Here is a 17741-nt window from a genome sequence, read left to right as displayed (position 1 = left end):
ACAAAAGAAAGTTCTAATTTTAGCAAAACTGGGCTATTAATCTATGAAATGGAAGTTGTCGAAATTGATCGGAGTTTTGGCGATCGCAATGATTGTCTTATTCGCTTCGACCGCTAGCGCTAATGCTCCACCTCCACCTCCAATGAACTGGTTCACATTCTCTTATCCAGTAGGTCAACAAACCCTGCAAGGCTTACAGATAGTTGAATGTAATACAGCTACTTGTGAGCAGCCAAGGTTGTTTATTCAATATGGTGAATGTCGCGATGAGGGCTGTTTAAAATCCCCAGCCGTTGCCTTGAACATAGATAAAAGCTACCGATTTACCTGTGCTAGCGATCGCTGCTTATTGGTTAGCGATCTTGTTAATACTTTTCCCGTAGATAGAACGAAACCTCAAGAAGATCCCAATAAATGGTTTAGGCTAATTGGACAGTTTTCTGATCGCCTACGGCTAAGCCCTGTGCTTTTAAAAAATCCTAGAGAAAAAGCTGCATCTTTTCCCCATAGCGGTGTTTGGCAAGTACAAGTTACTCAGGATTCTTTGCAGGTAATTCAAGAAGAGGATAAACTTGCATATTTTATTTTAACGCCCGTTCAAGAATATACAAGTCAGATGTTTTTGACTGGATGGCTTCTGACAATTACCTCTGAACTATTGGTAGGTGCAATTTTTTTATGGTGGCGCAAAGCATCCCAGCCAAAGATTTTTAGAGTATTGATAGCGATCGCGATGGTCAATCTATTTAGCTATCCAGTAGTTTGGTCATTTTTTCCATCTTTGGAACCATTTCAAATTCTCTTAGGACGGTACTTTGGAATTAGCTCTTTATTTGTAGCCATGTTCTATAGTTTGGCTATGCATGTAGAGCGCCAAGCTTCCTCTAAAAAAATTGTCTTCTTCTCTTTGCTGATCTTTATCGGCATGAACATCCTCGGCGGTTTTATCGCTCTTTGGTTTGGTTACGGAAATCGTATTCCGATCGCCGAAGGAATTCCCTATCGTTTTACGTTGCCAATTTCTGAAATTTTTGCGGTAGTCTATGAAGCATGGTTAATATCCACTCTAAGTCTGGGGCAATTATCCTTAAAGCAAGCTGGATTGCTCAGTTTACTTACTAATGTCACCAGCTTACTTTTAGGTTTTATTATTTTTGGGGTGAGTTTCTTAGCTTAAATCGCTAATATATTTAGCAATTCGTGCCGATGCTCCTGCTTGCCCCATGCGCTCCTCGCCATTGCGACTTACTGCTTGAAAGTAATCAGGATCTTGCAAAATCTCATTGAGAACATCGGCAACTTGAGCAGGTTTTTCGATCAAGTTGATCGAACATCCTAATAAATCCGTTTGTTCTTCAGCAAATTTGCGCGTAAATTGAGGACCATTTCCAGCGATCGTAATTACAGGCTTACCTAAACCCACCATCTGCTCCGTTGCAGTTCCCGCCATTGCCAAACCTAAATGACATTGATGCAGACAATCACTAAAGCCATCTTGCAAGAGAATTAGCCGTGCATTCTGAACCTTAAAAGTAGTTTCATCAATGCGTAGCCAACCCTTTTGAATAATGCTCTGCCCAATGACTTCTATATCTAAATCTGGGGCGATCGCTACTAAGAAATGGACATTATGGGGAATTGCACGGGAAACAACTTGAGCGCAAAGCATCAAGGTCATCCAGTTTTCGTAGGCTTCAGGCGATCGCGAACCAGGTAAAATCGCTACCGCCCATTCATCTTCACCAATACCAAAATTAAGCCCCTTAGGTTCTAGCCCATCCATCATCGAGTTACCGAGATAAACCGCAGGTAGTTTAAAATCTTGATTTAAGATCTCGGCAGTTAGCAGATCACGGACAAATACTGCCTTACAGCGATCGCTATTCATCAAAGCGCGTTCCCAAGGAAAAAAGATCGAGCCGCCAAAAGGCTTTTTGACATGAGGCAAATTACTTTTGCGATCGCGCCAATAATATTCTGACTTAGCTGTGGCGACAAACACAAAATTACAACCGCCAAACTGGGATGGCAACCAAGCAAATAGCAATGGCACAATATCACCTACCGCTAAAATTAGCCGTTTGCTTCTGCGGTTTTCGCGAGACCATTTCCACACAAAGCCCAATTGTTTACGAGTTAGCCCCACCAATCCACTTTTGACATCACGGGCTAACTGACGGCTATCCATACGGACAAATCCCCCCGATGGCATCACCTGTGTAAACTTTTCGACGATCGGGATATTGGCTTTAGCATAGGCATGTCCCACACCCACAAGCGGCAAGGCGATCGCTGAAAATCCTAACTTTTCTAGTTCAATGCAGATACGGGCAGCAATGATATCTTCACCATGTCCGTTACTGATACATAAAATTTCCACGTTTTACCAAAAACTCTAATGTGCAATTCTGAATTACTGATTTGTTGAGCGAGATGCTCAACAAATCAGTAGAGGGCTAATGTAACTTTAGTGGAAACTGCGACATTATGCTTAATATGTGTTGAGGTTCGCCAATCAGATAAAACCCCAAACTATTGTGGTGAGCATCATCCACCACAATAGTTTGGGGTTGTGATTAGCTTAAATAGGTGTAACCATTTAGGCAATGCTCATATTTTTGTAAGAACAACCTTGCTTCATCAAGAGTGATTTGCTTCTCTTGGAGAGCGCGTTCCGTCTCTTGGCGAATATTCTCTAGCATCGAGTCACGATTGTACTGGACATAGGCTAACACCTCAGTCATCGAGTCCCCCTTAATTACATGCTCAACCTTATAGCCTGTAGGCGTTGCATGAATATGTACGGCATCAGTATCACCAAACAAATTATGCAAATCACCAAGAATTTCTTGATAGGCTCCACCAAGGAATAAAGCTAAAAAGTAAGGCTCTTCCGCAATGAAAGGATGTAATTCTAAAGTGGATTTGACATCACGCAAATCGATAAAGCGATCAATTTTGCCATCACTATCACAGGTTAAATCCGCGATCGTGCCGCGACAGTTCGGTTCTTCATTGAGGCGATGGATCGGCATAATCGGAAATAGTTGGTCGATCGCCCAACTATCTGGCGCAGACTGAAATACTGAGAAATTGCAATAGTAAGTCAGCGCCATCGCTTTTTCTAGATCTTCTAGATCGTCGGGGACATAGTTAAGTTTGCGAGTTACCTTGAGAATGCGATCGCAACATTCCCAAAATAGGCGTTCCACTCTAGCGCGTTGTCTTAGGGTGAGGTAGCCAAAGGTAAACAGACTAATCGCCTCTTGATTAAACTGAACGGCATCATGATAAATCTCTTGATAGTTATTTTCATTGATGTTTTCTAGAGTCTCGAAGAGATTACGAATAATTAAATGTTCATCTTCTTGTAAAGGCTCAATCGCTTGATTCGGAATTCCACTAATACCCACGACATCGAAAATTAGAACTGACTGATGAGAAGCGATCGCCCGACCACTTTCGCTAGTTAAGGTAGGCACTGGAATTCCCTTTTCGGTACAAGCATCCTTAATTGCTGCCACGATATCGTAGGCATAGTTTTGCATACTGTAGTTCTTGGAAGCATAGAAATTCGTCTTGGAGCCATCGTAATCTACGCCCAAACCACCACCAACATCGAGATGTCCCATTGGTGCACCTAGGGTCGTAAGCTGCACATAGATTTGACCTGCTTCCCGCAGTGCGTCTTTGATCGTGCTGATATTACTGATTTGAGAACCAATGTGAAAGTGCAGTAATTTGAGGGAATCCAGCATATTTGCGGCTTCCAACTGTTCGACGGTTTCGAGAATTTCCCACATGCTCAAACCAAACTTAGCGCGATCGCCTGTGGAGTCTTCCCAATGTCCTAGTCCCTTTGCACTAAGCTTAGCGCGGACACCGACCACAGGCGCAATTCCTAACTTTGTGGCAGCACGGATGATCATTTCCACTTCTTCCAACTGCTCGATCACAATGATCGTATTTTGTCCCAATTTTCGAGCCAGTAGAGCTGTTTCAATATACTCAGCATCTTTGTAGCCATTACAAATCAGCAGTGAACCAGGGGTGCGTAAGGTAGCAAGGGCAATTAATAATTCGGGTTTAGAACCTGCCTCCAAACCAAACTGAAAGGGTTTTCCATACTTGGCAATTTCTTCCACCAATTGCCGTTGCTGATTGACTTTGACAGGAAAAACGCCACGATAAACGCCATTGTAGTTATAACGGGCGATCGCCTTGGCAAAGGTGGAATTAAGCCGTTCAATGCGATCGGCGAGAATATCAGAAAATCTGACTAGAATCGGTGATCGCAATCCCCTTTGTTTGAGATCATTTACCAGTTCAAACAGGTCAATACACCCCCCGCGATCGCCTTTGGGGGAGACAGTTACGTGACCAGCCTCGTTAATACTAAAATAAGGTTCACCCCAGCCATTGATGCGATAAAGGGTCTCACTATCTTGAATTGTCCACTTTTTTGTATCGGCAACGACAGGTAACTGAATCTCTTGCAACATTGTTAATAAACCCTACAAACCTTGATCTACATAGCTGGAATCATCGGCGCTTTAAGCTGACCGTATCAACTTTAGCACTATCAACTAAATCTAGGTGCTAAGCCCATAATTCGTCTAGATCTTTTTGAACAAATAGGTAATACCAATTCTCGAAAGTGTGGCTACACTTTCGAGAATTAAAAATCAAACCTAGGAAGGGTTTTAAAAACACAAAATGGCTACCCCATTTTGTGTTTGGGTATATTGCTGTTGCCACTATTGCTATAGTTTGCTGTAGATTATAGGCTGTAGATATTCTAGCGTTTTACTCACGGCTTACTGATCAATGAATTTTGAAGCTGACTTAAATCTCACCCTCCGCGCCCGTTATCCTTTGATTTATATACCTTCAGCCGAAGAGGAACGGGTCGAAGCCGTGATTACCAATGTAGCAAAATCCCTTGGTCGTAGCGTATTTATTTGGGATTTTGTCGATGGCTATCAATCCAATCCTACTGATGCGGGGGCTGGTAAACGCAATCCCCTCCAAGCTTTAGAATTTGTGGATAAAATCCCCAAAGGTGCAGTGTTTGTGTTACGAGATTTTGATCGTTTTCTTGATGATGTGGCGATCGCCCGTAAGCTGAAAAACCTTGCCCGTAAGCTCAAAAGTGAAGCGCAAAATATTATTGTGCTTGCTTCACAAATTAGTATTCCCGATAGCCTCAGTGAGTTTTTCTCAATTCTCGAATTTCCACTTCCCAATCCTAGTGAACTGAAAATAGAAATTGAACAAATCGCTAATTCCACAAACTCAGCTAATGATCTGCAATTAAATAAACAGGCGATCGATGATTTAGTGCGGGCTAGCCAAGGCTTATCTCTAGAGCGCATCAGACGGGTATTAGCCAAAGCGATCGCTGAAAATAATTGCTTGCGTCCCGAAGATGTCGAATTAATCCTTGAAGAAAAGCGTCAAAGTATTCGCCAAACACAGATCTTAGAGTTCTATCCATCGACTACAGAAATTAGCGATATCGGTGGTTTAGATAATCTCAAGGAATGGTTGCTAAGACGAGGTGGAGCTTTTAGCGATCGCGCCCGTAAGTATGGCTTACCCCATCCTAGAGGCTTGCTATTAGCAGGAATCCAAGGTACTGGCAAATCCCTCACGGCGAAGGCTATTTCTCACCACTGGCATTTGCCTCTATTACGTCTTGATGTTGGTCGTCTTTTTGCGGGACTAGTGGGCGAGAGTGAATCCCGCACAAGGCAAATGATTCAGCTAGCGGAAGCACTCTCTCCCTGCGTATTATGGATTGATGAAATAGATAAGGCTTTCTCAGGTGTTGAAGGTCGGGGTGATTCAGGAACGACCAATCGCGTATTTGGAACTTTCTTAACATGGATGGCGGAAAAGACTTCGCCTGTATTTGTGGTGGCTACGGCAAATAATATTCGTGCTTTACCGCCTGAACTTTTGCGTAAAGGTCGATTCGATGAAGTATTCTTCGTAGGCTTGCCAAACCAAGAGGAGCGATCGCAGATTTTTGCTGTGCATCTAGGCAAATATCGCCCCCATAATACTCGCGCCTACGACATCGATCGCCTCGCCTACGAAACGCCCGATTTTTCAGGAGCGGAAATTGAACAGGGGATCATCGAAGCGATGCATATTGGCTTCAGTCAAAATCGTGACTTCACCACCGATGACATCCTCGAAGCCGCTAGTCAAATTGTGCCATTAGCACAAACGGCTCAGCAGGAAATTCAGGTTCTGCAAGAATGGGCAGCTTCAGGCAAAGCAAGGCTAGCTTCCAGACAGAATGTTTTCAACAAGTAAAAACTAAGCGCGGCAAATGGTTTAAGTAAAAGCCCAGATCTCCGACTTTTTCTTTGCTTATCAAAATTTATATGTGCTAGCAAAGAAAAAGTCGGAGATCTCAATCTTAGCTTCTTCTGTCCAGCTACGTACTAATAGAATCGCCTATTTTTAGAATCTTGCCAGCTTCTGTTAGAGGAATGCGTGTATTTAGCGCCAGACGATAGAAATGATTGAAACGCGATCGCTCTATGTTTGTGGATAAAGTTGCTTCTCGTTGACGAGTGAAGATCTTTTGAAATTCAGGATAAACTTGACCAGTAAAGGGATCGCGAGTAGGTACTGGGCAACGCTGACAGGGATTTGTACCAAGAAACTGAACATCTCCAATTTTGAAGGGAACTGTTTCACCAGATTTCGCAAACAAATGATCTTCCCAAAATGGTTCGGTATCAGCTATTTCTAAATTGGTACGGAAGCGATCGCGAATTTGCTCAAAGCTAATTGGAGGACTTACATACCAACTCTGCACAGTGGCAAGAGTTGATTCAGAGATTACAGTTGCTCCCCATGCTTCAGGATCATCGGGAAACCCATTAATAGTATTTTGCCGAATTTTTACAGGCTGCTCAAAAAATGCACTTAGCCAGCTAGTGAGAGAATTGCGATCACGATCTAAATGGAATGTGGCAGTATCATTATGCTCTTGGAGCTGCAAATGCACTAACCGATCGCTTAATTCGTACTTTGCTCTAATTAAATGAATCTGAGGATAGCGCTTGGCATTGATATATTTGCCACCATTATCAAACATGGCAAATTCGCGATCGCCTTTTAATGCCCCACCTTCAGATATCTCAACTTCATCTAAAGCGATCGGATCGAGGGATTTGATTGGGAAAATCAGGATTTTACTGAGCTTTGCCATAATTTAGATACGATTAATTTAATTTAGTATGAGATACTTAGTCTCACCAAATTTTTAGGACTTTTTCTACTTCGGGATATTTTTCCCATAAGTCTCGCAGGGTACTAAGGGATAGTATCCGCATAACTATTTTATTTTGGTCTTATTTTATTTGAGACTTGCTTGGATCCTTTAAAATGATTAACAAAATGGGCGATCGCACTAAATTTGTATTTTAAATAATTTGTATAAAGCTCTTTAAACTATTAAAATAATGTCAGTGCTGAAGCTAGATTTAAAAAATATAAATCAAATGCATACGTTTACAGAAGTTTTCCCAGTTAATATTTCGGTACTACCAAGATTGTTTGCTTACAGATTAACAATGGGGAATAGTGATACTTCTGAAATTGGCTGGAAATTAACGTATCGATTAAAAGTTGAATTTGGAGGGCATTGGATATGGAGTTCAGAAAGGATTATTACCGATAAGTTGTTATCTGAGTCTGAAATCATGACTATCTTGGAATCTCTTTGGCAAGAACAGGTCAATACTTTCAGAAATTTACAAAGAATTACGTTTGACGAAGATTTTGAAACTGCACCTCAAATACAAGCAGATTTTGTTGCTAATGGACTATTTCCCGATATTGATAGAGAAATAAAGTCAATATTGTCAATTCGAGATCACGATCTTGGTAAGGTAAAAATAGAGAGGACATATAGAACAAGAGGATGGGTCGTCAACGGTAAAGCGTCAGTATCTATTTCTATCGAATCCAAACAAACTTACAAACAAGATCTGAAAACTTATTTAGCCCAAATATCTGATCCAAATAAGCTTGTAGGATTAATGGTATCAGATAAAAATTCTGACTTCAAAGGTGAGGTTTTGTCGATAACAGGACAGCTTAGCGAACATAGAAATAGACTTATTAGTTTAACAAAAAAATCTGAAACTAAATCTTCTATTTCTAAAGCGTCTGATGATGAATTAGTTGTTTCTGTTGGAATATCTCGTTATGACTATCTTGTTAGTAGCTTACGAATTATTGTTAGGTCAGGAGATTACAATCGTTTTGGGATAGATTCTAAGAAAGCCTTAAACATTTTAAAGATAGAACCCAAATTAAGATCTGAACTCGTAAAGCTAATATCTGAAATTGCCAAGAAAAAAGATCTTATCAAATCTGCCTATGCTTCCTCAAGACAGCAAGCTTTATTTTTGGACTCTGAAAAGCTAAGCTTTAGTTCCAATCTTTGTTTTGGTAATTCTCAGATTGGAAGGCATGAGGATATGTTAAGTAATCTTCAAAAATACGGAGTGTATAAAAGAGCAGATAAATTTTCGGAAGATAAACCAATTCGCATAGCTATTATTAAAGGGCAAAACACAGAAGATTTGGGCATTAAATCAGAAGACTCAAATAAATTTTGTCCTGCTTTAAAAAGAGAATTAAACAAATTCAAATTCAAGTGTGAGTATATAGGTTTAAAAACTATTCAAGAAGATTCAAGAGTAAGGATAGAAGAAGCGATCAATATCCTGCAAGAAAAACAACCTGATATTATTTTGGCTTTTTTTGATGATGATTCTGACGATGAAGGGAGTGCGTATTATGAATTTAAGTCTATAGCTGTAGGTCGTGGCATACCCAGTCAATATATTGAAAGATCAACAACTTCAAATACCTTTGCCCTTGGCAATATTGCCTTAGGCATATTAGGCAAGACAGGAAACACTCCATTTACTTTGGCTCAACCATTACCCTATGCTGATTTGGTAATAGGACTTGATGTTGCCCGACAAAAAAAGCAAAATCTTGTTGGAAGTGTTAACGCTACTGCTATAGCTCGTATTTACTTTAATAATGGAGATTTAATGCGATATCGCATTCATGATGCTCCACTAGAAGGTGAGACTATCCCAGCAAATGTGTTGCAAAGTTTATTTCCCATCAACGAATTTCAAGGTAAACGAGTAGTTATCCATAGAGATGGCTTATTTCGTGGCAATGAGAAAGAAATATTAAGATCATGGGCTAAACAAATTGGGGCAGAATTTTATCTCGTTGAAGTAGTTAAAGAGGCTGTACCTAGAATTTATTCTTTGCAAGAATCAGAATATTTTGATAAAGAAACTCAGGAAACAAAGATAAAAAAAGAAGTGGTGCAACCTTGTAAGGGTGATGCATTCAAATTAAGTGATACTAAGGCTTTTTTGGTGTCATCATTGCCACCCTTCAAAAACTCTACTCCTCAACCCTTGCAAATTCGCACTGAATCTCCATTTACAATCGAGAAAGCTATTCACTCAGTTTTATCCTTGACTCTTCTGCATTATGGTTCGCTTAGAGGAACACGATCACCAGTAAGTATTCATTTTAGTGACAAGATTGGTTATTTAGCCCTAAAAGGTATCAAACCTAAAGATCTTGAAGGAAGCATACCTTACTGGCTATAAGGAAGGTTATGACAATATTCAGTATTGATGTCAACAAAGCAATTATTAATATAGGTAAGTTATGGAAACCATCAGCATCGAAGTTGAACCAGAAATTGCAAAAGCATATCAAGCCGCAAACTTGATAGAACGCCAGAAAATGCAAATCATCCTTAATGGATGGCTTAAACAAATTATGAATAGCAGATCTCTAGAAGAAATTATTCTAGAAATGCAAGCTCAAGCGAAAGCCAATGGGTTAACCCAAGAAATCCTAAACGAGATCTTGAATGATGATGCCTAAGCTTAGATTTGTCATCGATACAAATACTCTAGTCAGTAGTGTTCTCATTGCCTCATCCATCCCCGATCGCGCCGTAACATCAATCAGGCAATCAGGGATTATCCTCATTTCCATCGCCACCCTTGAAGAATTACAAGCAGTGTTAAATCGCCCAAAATTTGATAAATATGTAGACCCATCAATTCGTTCAGAGTTTGTTGCTCAACTCGCTCAGCAGTCTGAACTCATCGACATCACGGAATCCGTTAATGAGTGCCGTGATCGCAAAGATGATAAATTTCTAGAGTTAGCAATTAATGGCAAAGCCGACTATTTGATAACAGGCGATCGAGACTTATTAGTTTTGCATCCCTTCAGAAATATCCCGATTTTTACTCCAGCAGCCTTTCTCAAAATTTCTTAAGAGCGATCGCAGACCACGACAAAGACAAAATTACATCTCTAGACCTTTCTCAACCTTCTCAGGTCAATTTTGGCGCGGAGTTCATCTTTGATTCTGGCTAGGATTGAGTCTTCATCAATGGTTTCTAAGATCCTTTTAACCACAGCTTTGGGACCATCGGCTCCCCAAGATGCACCATTAGCAAGATATTCCTTGGTGACTAGCCCTAGGGCATAGGTCGAGAAACCTGCTACACCTGCTTGAGCGATCGCAACTGACACATAACCACCCAGAGTTAAACCACCTGTCACAGGCGTGGCAATACCCAGCAAACCTTTAAGAGAACTTAAGCCGAAGGTAGCCAGAAATTCACTGGCGCTGATGCCACCCATACCGATCGCTATTTTTTGCATCAGTGAAATTGCGCCACGGTTGCTCATATTTATGCCATAAAGCTTGGATAGCGCCACGATCATCGAGACATCAATAATAGCGCTGGTAATCACATCCACTACAGTGAAGGGATTAACGGCGATCGCCACGGCTTGAGTAATGACGCAATTCCAGATGATGCGATTAGCTTGACGATCGCGTACAAACATTTTGCGTTGGACTACGCGCTCCTGCACCATATCCGCAAACATCATCGTATTTAGCGCAATCAGAGATTTACCTTCGCGATCGAGTACTTCCAGAATTTTTAGCTTTAAATCTTCAATTTGGGGCTTGCCATTGACTAGCTCAGCCTCAAAGGAGCCATCGGGCTGACGGATCGCTTTTGCCACAAGCGGCGAAGCAGCCGTCATTACAATTTCATCTTCAGTTAATAGCTCTCGTACCCGCTCATCACGGATTTTGGCATAAATAGCTAGCCGATCTTCAGGTGGATATTGGTCAATTTTGTTGAATACCAGCAGGATCGGTTTACTAGCGCCCCTGAGTTCGGAAAGGGCATCATACTCAACCTTAGTAATGTCACCCGCAACGATAAATAAAATTAAATCCGCTTGTTGGGCGATGCGTTTGGCTAATTCGGCACGACCTTCTCCATCCACCTCATCAATCCCAGGTGTATCAATCAATTCGATTCTTGCCTCACCTCGTCCTTGAAATGAAGCCTTCAGAATTGTGCGATCGCCGTTAGTTTGCATCGCCTCTCGCGATATTTGCCACTCGGCGGCTTGCCGACTGGTAGTGACACCATGCAGGGGACCTGTCTCGAAAACTTGCCCACCCATCAGCGCATTGAGTACCGACGATTTGCCCCGTCCCACCATGCCAAATACTGCTATTTGGAGAACTTGACGCTCTAACTTGTCTAACATTTGCTGAAGCTCTTCGAGTGGCTCCTCTAGTCCACGCCGCTCTCGTTCTGACAAGTCCAGATTAGCCACAATATCTCGCAATGTGCGCTGTGCTTGGCGATAATTTAACTCCTCAAAAATTTCATCAAAGCTAAGAAAGTTTTCGTCTTGTGGCATAACATCGCTAGGTAAAGAAGAAGTCTTAATTATTTGTAGGATGCTTTACGCTGCACTAAGGCATCCTACAAATAATTATGGGTTATGCCAAAACTAAAAATGGCGCAGCCATTTTTAGTTTTGGCATAACCTATACGGAGGGTGGTTTTTGATTTAAAAAAGTGTTCTTACACTTTTTTAAATTGGTATTAGGCGATCGCTAACCCATCCTACGTTTAATTTTAGTAAAGTTGCGGCGCGAAGTGCCGTAACTTTACTTCTGGTTGTGAGGAACTATACTTATGATATTCGAGTCTTAGGGGGTAACAATTTCCTCACAAAACTAGTCTGAAACTGGTATAAAAAGGTTGTCTTTTTAAGTGAGATATTGTTAAAGTTGCCAGAAAGTTACTTTCAGACAATCATTACCTTTGACTTTTAGCTTTTCAAGGCTCATTCAACACAGTTGTTTTTACAGACCACATCCCAAATAAACCTAAATAGTATTGTAGCTAGGAGAAATATGTCCGTATTCAAGTCGTTGGTTAGTCTAGCAGCCACCGCAGGTGTCGCAGGGGCGATCGCTGTTAGTCCCATATTTACTCTCAAAGCTGAAGCCCTCACCGAAGCCCAAGTTTTGGAGAGATTGGGCAGTATTCCTGTTTTCACAATTACCGATGATAAAGGCTCACCTCTCTTAGGTGCAGTGCCTCAGCAACCAAATGCTAAGCCTGATGACAGCCAGCTTTTGTTTTTCTTCCTTGGACCCGACGAAGCTCAAATGATGCTCAGCCAAGTCCAAAAATCGAATCCTGAGGTTGGCAAAAAGGCTCAGATCATCGTGAGATCGATGAATGATGCTTACAAAGTGATTCGTGAAAATAAAGATAAAAAGGTCGTTTTCCAGTTTATCCCTTCTAGAGCCAGTATTGACTCAGCAAGGACAATTCTGACGGCTCAAGGGGTGGCGGCGGACAAAATTCCGAATGTGCCTGTTTTCTTTGCGATCGGTGGTCAAGCCAATAACCAAGGTTTGCTAACCATGAGCATTGATCAAAATGGCAAGAAAGAGCAAGTTGTGCCTTTCTTTTTGGATAAAACTGACCTCCAAAACCTGCTTGATCGCGCTAGTAAAGATCAACCCGATGTAGCTAAGGCAACTAAGATCCAAGTTGCTTCATTGTTCCAAGTTTTAGACTCGATGGTGTCCAAGGATAATAAACCCAACCCCGAAGTTGAGCGCTTCCAGTTTGTGCCATCGCGTACTTCTTTTGAGTACATTCTCAAAAATACTAAGCAATCAGCTACTCCTCAGCTAGCACCTCAAGCAACTCCAGCTAAGAAATAAAAAAAGGGCGCGTCGCGCCCTTTTTGATTATCTCGAAAAAAAGAGGAGCGCATCGACGCTCCTCTTTTTTTACCAGTCCCAATCAGAATCTTGATTGTTGCGTCCACGACTATTTCCATAGCCAGTATCACGAGAGTCGCGATCGCCATAGTTACGACTTGAATAGTCGCGTGAACCATAGTCGCGATTATCCCGTTCTTTGGGAGCATAATCACGCCCCATATCTCTGGGATTATCTCGTGGGGAATCACGGACGTAATCACGATTATTTTGGCTTTCGCGGCTGTTATCACGATTCATGTCGCGATTCATGTAAGCAGAGGGAGCCGCAGGTTTCGAGTCAGGTGCGCCGCCAAAAGCAATTAAAAGTGGGAATCTTAGCAAATCCACAGAGATCAGTTCTTCAGACTCGTCAATAACTACTAAAGGGCTTAGACCTTCTTTGACGAGGCGATCGCCTTTAGTCGCTAAAGGTTCAGGATCTTCAAATAGAGCAATACCCTTGTCAGAGCCAAAATGCTCTCTGGTCAATCCTAAACAGTCTTGAAAACCACGCCGCCATTCGCCGAGGCGTTCGGGGGAAGTCGCAAGGACTAGTACCCGCAATTTTTCACCGTAAACAGCTTTTAATATAGAGATAGCTGCCGAGGTGACCAGAATATTTTGTAAGCGCGTTCCCATCGTGCGGATTGCTCCACGTCCAGACTGCTCAAAAAACCACTTAGAAACGCGATCGGCATGAACTTGCTCAAAGGTGCGTCTGAGTTTCCATGCTGGTCCATAGTAATCAGGCAGGGTGCGGTAACGATCTAAAAGCTGATCAACCCGTTGTTTATACTCTGCAAAGGTTTGCTCAGATAGTCGTAAGGGTTCAGGTTCTTTAGATGGTTGCTTTTCTTTAGGTGAGATTGCTTCAACTACAGGCTGGGCGGAGGGAGCGACAAGGTTTAATTTTTCAGCACTAGCTACCAAATCTTGCAAGCTACCAACAAGATAGTCTTTAAATCCTTGCACACGAATTGCAATGTCTTGGGATGTACCTGCATAGGTACTAGTCATTTCTTTGTCAAGACGTTCTTTGCGCTTTTCAAGGACAGCGATCGCCGCTTGTAGTTCTTGCTTTTGATATTCGAGCCGAGCAACATCAGCTTGAGCTAAGCGAATAATGCCTGCCTGTAAATCGTCTAACTGGTCTTGTAAAACTTTAGACTTGGTAGTTTTGAGACGATCTAGCTCTGCTCTAAGTTCAGACTCTTCTTGCTTTAGTTGATTAATGATTGTTAATATTTCTGAGGTATCTAAACTTTCTTGTGGCTGAGTTTCTGGTTCAAGTTCTGCACTAGCTGCCGCGATCAACACCTCAGTCTGCATATCCTTTCCTTCAAGAACTTGGTCTTGCTCAAGGTTTTTGTCAGTCGTAGCTGGTTCTATCTTAATATTTTCATCTACAGACTCATCGATAAATTCATCGACCTCATTGACTGCGCCACTGGCTAACACAGCGATCGCTTCAGGGGACTCTCCTTGGTGAGATGGATCTAAATTTTCTTGTAAACTTTCCTGTAAATTTTCTTCTACAGACAACTGATCGGACTCCATAAAGTTCTCATCGCATCGTGCTTACCTATTTTATACCAGTTTTTAATATAGCGAATAGCTATGGGCTAATGAAAACATATTACCAAGTTTTACTATCTCAGTTTTGACATCCCGCTTTAATAAATAATTGTAAGATCTTAGACTTTCATCAACGACTCTATTTTCTCCGTGTTAATCTACCCCTACAGCGGTTTACATCTTGTTTATGACAAGGTGAAAAAACTTAACCCTTATTGTGATTATTTTTTGTTTTGCAAATGAGTATGCAATTTGTAAAACGCTATAACAGAAAGGGTAAATGCTATATGATTAATAATTGATTGGTTGAGTCTTCTATTTCTAATGAATAAAAGTAATATTACTATTCTTGTTGTTGATGATACTCGATATAACTTGCAAATTCTATCAATTATGCTGGCTAATCAAGGCTACTCGGTTTTGGAGGCTACCAATGGAACCGATGCAATCGAGCTTGCCAACACAAGGATACCAAACTTGATTTTATTAGATATCAAGATGCCTAAAATGGATGGATATGAAGTTTGTAGTAATTTAAAGAATAATCCCATTACTCAGCAAATACCAATTATTTTCATTAGTGCCATAGAAAATGTAGAAGAGAAAGTAGAAGCATTTGCTATTGGTGGTATTGATTTTATTAATAAACCGTTTCATTTAATTGAAGTTTTAGCAAGGGTAGAAACTCATTTGCGAGTAAGTTCCTTACAAGCACAACTTTTAGAACAAACTAAACTCCTAGAAACTCAAAACATTAGTTTACAAAAAGAGATTTCTACGTTAACAGGATTTAATTGGGATTTATACTCAGAGGTCAAAGAATCTATTGACTGTCATGCTTTGAGATTATTTTATCAGCCAATTGTTAATTTTAAGACTGATTTAATCACTGGTTTTGAGGCGTTACTTCGCTGGCAACATCCAGAGCGAGGTTTACTTGCTCCTATTCATTTTATTGATCTTATCGAAAAAACAGATTTAATCTATCCAGTGGGTCGGTGGGTATTGAGTACAGCTTGTCAACAATTACAAATTTGGCAGCAATCTTTACCTAATTATACTAATTTGACGATGAGTGTAAATGTATCGACAAAGCAATTGTCAGAGTTTAATTTAGTAGAATATATTCGCGAGATTTTAAAAAAATATCAGATTAGTCCCTATTGTCTGAAGCTAGAAATAACTGAGAGTACAGTTATGGGCGATCGCGATCGCACTTTACAAATTCTCCACCAGTTAAAGGATTTAGGAATTCAGTTTTGTATTGATGACTTCGGTACAGGCTATTCATCACTGAGGCGACTAACTGATTTTCCGATTGATATTCTCAAAATAGATCGTTCTTTTATTAACAATGAAGAATGGATAATTGTCAAAGCAATTGGCACATTAGCCTTTACTTTAGGAAAAAGTGTTGTGGTTGAAGGGATAGAAACACCTGTGCAATTAACAATGTTAAAAACCTTATTTAATTCTTCCCTAGACGAATGCTACGGTCAAGGATATTTATTTTCAGAACCGCTCGAACCTGAACCAGCCTCTAATCTGCTAGCAAGTAATACAACATTTAGAAGCACAATAAACAATTAGTGGTGCGTGGCTTTGCCACGCACCACTAATTGTTTATTGTGCTTTTGATAAATCATCAATTTGGAAATTTTCAAGGGCGATCGCTACATGCGTCCAATGGGTTCCTCCTTGAAGAAATACTGTGTAAGGCTCCCGTAAAGGACCGTCTGCGGAAAGCTCCAAAGTACTGCCATCAATGAAAGTGCCACCTGCCATGACTAGCTGACTGACATAACCAGGCATTTCCCCAGGGATGGGATCGACATAGGAATCAATTGGCGAGAAGCGCTGAAGATTGCGGCAAAATTCAATTAATGTTTGGGGATTTCCGAGTTGAATTGCTTGAATGATGTCCCGACGAGGCTCAAAGGGAAGTGGCTTGACTTTGTAACCCAGTTGATCAAACACATAGGCGGCGAGATGACTGCTTTTCATTGCTTCTCCAACCATTTGCGGAGCAAGGAATAGTCCTTGAAAGAGTAATCGATTGAGATCAAAAGTTGCGCCGCCTTCACGCCCAATACCAGGAGCCGTGAGTCTTTGGGCTGCTAGTTCCACATATTCAGCTTTACCTGCAATATATCCGCCTGCGGTAGCGATCGTGCCACCAGGATTTTTGATTAGAGAACCTGCGATGATATCGGCTCCAACTGCCGTTGGTTCGCGATCGCTAATAAATTCGCCATAGCAGTTATCAACGAAGCAGACGGTATTTGAGTTTTGTTGTTTAACTAATTTGATAATTTTTTCAATATCTTCAATGGAAAGACTTTGCCGCCATGCATAGCCACAGGAGCGCTGAATCAAAACCATACGAGTCTGAGGTTTGACCGCTTTTGCTAGAGCCTCCCAATTTACATTTCCTTCGGGTGTAAGTTCCACTTGGCGATAGGTGATGCCAAAATCTTTGAGTGAACCCGCATAGGCTGTTCCTTGACTATCGGAGGTGAGAGGATAACCGATGACTTCTTCGAGCGTGTCATAGGGCGCACCCACAACCGATAGTAGTTCATCTAAAGGGCGCAAAATCCCAAATAAACAACAGGCGATCGCATGGGTTCCTGAAACAAACTGCACGCGCACAGCAGCAGATTCTGCACCCATTACTTGCGCGAAAACCTCATCTAAAACATCGCGCCCCATATCTCCATGTCCATAGCCTGACACACTTGCAAAGTGATGCGCTCCCACACGGCGATCGCGAAAAGCTTGTAAAACCCGTTCGAGATTGTTTTTTACATGGAGATCGATTTGGGTAAAAGTCGGTGCAAGAGCTGTAACGGCTTCTGCGACCAGCAACTTCATTTTGTCAGAGGTCATTGATTTCAGATTTTTTTGGCGGCTTATGATCCTACGCGAAGATGAATGATTTTGTCTAGCAAACCTAGAAACTAACAGCAATTCTCAT

At 41.3% G+C, this 17741-nt stretch carries 13 protein-coding genes; 7 read left to right on the top strand and 6 right to left on the bottom strand.

Annotation, left to right across the window (positions count from 1 at the left end):
- Positions 1–43: 43 nt before the first annotated feature.
- Positions 44–1177: a hypothetical protein gene (locus H6G05_RS00730; RefSeq protein ID WP_190575398.1), complete on the top strand. Its 1134-nt coding sequence runs from the start codon at positions 44–46 to the stop codon at positions 1175–1177.
- Here the strand turns inward: H6G05_RS00730 and H6G05_RS00725 are convergent.
- Together H6G05_RS00725 and speA are read right to left on the bottom strand one after the other, a co-directional pair.
- Complete coding sequence (locus tag H6G05_RS00725) at positions 1169–2380, bottom strand: lipid-A-disaccharide synthase-related protein (RefSeq protein WP_190575396.1); 1212 nt, start codon at positions 2378–2380, stop codon at positions 1169–1171. The two genes, H6G05_RS00730 and H6G05_RS00725, sit on opposite strands and share 9 nt — an antisense overlap.
- Positions 2381–2576: 196 nt before the next feature.
- Entirely contained in the window at positions 2577–4502 is a 1926-nt protein-coding gene (speA, locus tag H6G05_RS00720; RefSeq protein WP_190575394.1) for a biosynthetic arginine decarboxylase, read from the bottom strand.
- Between the two features lie 325 nt (positions 4503–4827).
- Between speA and H6G05_RS00715 the strand changes: the two genes are divergently transcribed.
- Positions 4828–6324 (top strand): AAA family ATPase, encoded by a 1497-nt coding sequence (locus H6G05_RS00715; RefSeq protein ID WP_190575393.1) that lies wholly within the window; start codon positions 4828–4830, stop codon positions 6322–6324.
- A 124-nt stretch (positions 6325–6448) separates the two neighbouring features.
- On the opposite strand, the gene H6G05_RS00710 is transcribed toward H6G05_RS00715, so the two are convergent.
- On the bottom strand, positions 6449–7231 hold the full coding sequence (locus H6G05_RS00710; RefSeq protein ID WP_190575391.1) for an MOSC domain-containing protein: 783 nt from the start codon (positions 7229–7231) through the stop codon (positions 6449–6451).
- Positions 7232–7484: 253 nt separating this feature from the next.
- Between H6G05_RS00710 and H6G05_RS00705 the strand changes: the two genes are divergently transcribed.
- From H6G05_RS00705 to H6G05_RS00695, 3 genes are all read left to right on the top strand, one after another.
- Entirely contained in the window at positions 7485–9674 is a 2190-nt protein-coding gene (locus tag H6G05_RS00705) for a Piwi domain-containing protein (protein WP_190575389.1), read from the top strand.
- Between the two features lie 61 nt (positions 9675–9735).
- A complete protein-coding gene (locus H6G05_RS00700; protein ID WP_190575387.1) occupies positions 9736–9957 on the top strand; it encodes a hypothetical protein in 222 nt (73 codons plus the stop codon).
- Positions 9944–10360, top strand: coding sequence for a putative toxin-antitoxin system toxin component, PIN family (locus H6G05_RS00695; RefSeq protein WP_242025172.1), 417 nt, complete (start codon positions 9944–9946; stop codon positions 10358–10360). The genes H6G05_RS00700 and H6G05_RS00695 overlap by 14 nt, the downstream gene beginning before the upstream one ends.
- 38 nt (positions 10361–10398) lie before the next feature.
- Here H6G05_RS00695 and H6G05_RS00690 read toward each other — a convergent pair whose 3' ends face one another.
- On the bottom strand, positions 10399–11820 hold the full coding sequence (locus H6G05_RS00690; protein ID WP_190575385.1) for a GTP-binding protein: 1422 nt from the start codon (positions 11818–11820) through the stop codon (positions 10399–10401).
- A gap of 502 nt (positions 11821–12322) precedes the next feature.
- On the opposite strand from H6G05_RS00690, the gene H6G05_RS00685 reads away from it, so the two are divergent.
- Positions 12323–13147: a Tic22 family protein gene (locus tag H6G05_RS00685; RefSeq protein WP_190575383.1), complete on the top strand. Its 825-nt coding sequence runs from the start codon at positions 12323–12325 to the stop codon at positions 13145–13147.
- A 69-nt stretch (positions 13148–13216) separates the two neighbouring features.
- Here H6G05_RS00685 and H6G05_RS00680 read toward each other — a convergent pair whose 3' ends face one another.
- A complete protein-coding gene (locus H6G05_RS00680) occupies positions 13217–14746 on the bottom strand; it encodes a DUF3086 domain-containing protein (RefSeq protein ID WP_242025171.1) in 1530 nt (509 codons plus the stop codon).
- Positions 14747–15088: 342 nt separating this feature from the next.
- Here H6G05_RS00680 and H6G05_RS00675 point away from each other — a divergent pair, with 342 nt between their 5' ends.
- A complete protein-coding gene (locus H6G05_RS00675; RefSeq protein ID WP_190575381.1) occupies positions 15089–16354 on the top strand; it encodes a two-component system response regulator in 1266 nt (421 codons plus the stop codon).
- Positions 16355–16387: 33 nt separating this feature from the next.
- Here the strand turns inward: H6G05_RS00675 and H6G05_RS00670 are convergent, their stop codons facing one another.
- Positions 16388–17653, bottom strand: a complete 1266-nt coding sequence (locus H6G05_RS00670; protein ID WP_199310228.1) for a methionine gamma-lyase family protein — start codon at positions 17651–17653, stop codon at positions 16388–16390.
- Positions 17654–17741: the final 88 nt, after the last annotated feature.

The sequence above is a fragment of the Phormidium tenue FACHB-1050 genome, from assembly GCF_014696925.1.
In the GTDB taxonomy this organism is placed as follows: Bacteria; Cyanobacteriota; Cyanobacteriia; order Pseudanabaenales; family Pseudanabaenaceae; genus Pseudanabaena.
Note: the sequence above shows the minus strand (reverse complement) of the source record. Positions and strands in the feature narration are given on the sequence as shown.

What these genes read in the sequence shown, in the direction of transcription:
- H6G05_RS00730 (WP_190575398.1), top strand. Translation starts at nt 44, where the DNA reads ATGAAATGGAAGTTGTCGAAATTGATCGGAGTTTTGGCGATCGCAATG.
- speA (WP_190575394.1), bottom strand. Translation starts at nt 4,502, where the DNA reads ATGTTGCAAGAGATTCAGTTACCTGTCGTTGCCGATACAAAAAAGTGG.
- H6G05_RS00715 (WP_190575393.1), top strand. Translation starts at nt 4,828, where the DNA reads ATGAATTTTGAAGCTGACTTAAATCTCACCCTCCGCGCCCGTTATCCT.
- H6G05_RS00710 (WP_190575391.1), bottom strand. Translation starts at nt 7,231, where the DNA reads ATGGCAAAGCTCAGTAAAATCCTGATTTTCCCAATCAAATCCCTCGAT.
- H6G05_RS00705 (WP_190575389.1), top strand. Translation starts at nt 7,485, where the DNA reads ATGTCAGTGCTGAAGCTAGATTTAAAAAATATAAATCAAATGCATACG.
- H6G05_RS00700 (WP_190575387.1), top strand. Translation starts at nt 9,736, where the DNA reads ATGGAAACCATCAGCATCGAAGTTGAACCAGAAATTGCAAAAGCATAT.
- H6G05_RS00695 (WP_242025172.1), top strand. Translation starts at nt 9,944, where the DNA reads ATGATGATGCCTAAGCTTAGATTTGTCATCGATACAAATACTCTAGTC.
- H6G05_RS00690 (WP_190575385.1), bottom strand. Translation starts at nt 11,820, where the DNA reads ATGCCACAAGACGAAAACTTTCTTAGCTTTGATGAAATTTTTGAGGAG.
- H6G05_RS00685 (WP_190575383.1), top strand. Translation starts at nt 12,323, where the DNA reads ATGTCCGTATTCAAGTCGTTGGTTAGTCTAGCAGCCACCGCAGGTGTC.
- H6G05_RS00680 (WP_242025171.1), bottom strand. Translation starts at nt 14,746, where the DNA reads ATGGAGTCCGATCAGTTGTCTGTAGAAGAAAATTTACAGGAAAGTTTA.
- H6G05_RS00675 (WP_190575381.1), top strand. Translation starts at nt 15,089, where the DNA reads ATGAATAAAAGTAATATTACTATTCTTGTTGTTGATGATACTCGATAT.
- H6G05_RS00670 (WP_199310228.1), bottom strand. Translation starts at nt 17,653, where the DNA reads ATGACCTCTGACAAAATGAAGTTGCTGGTCGCAGAAGCCGTTACAGCT.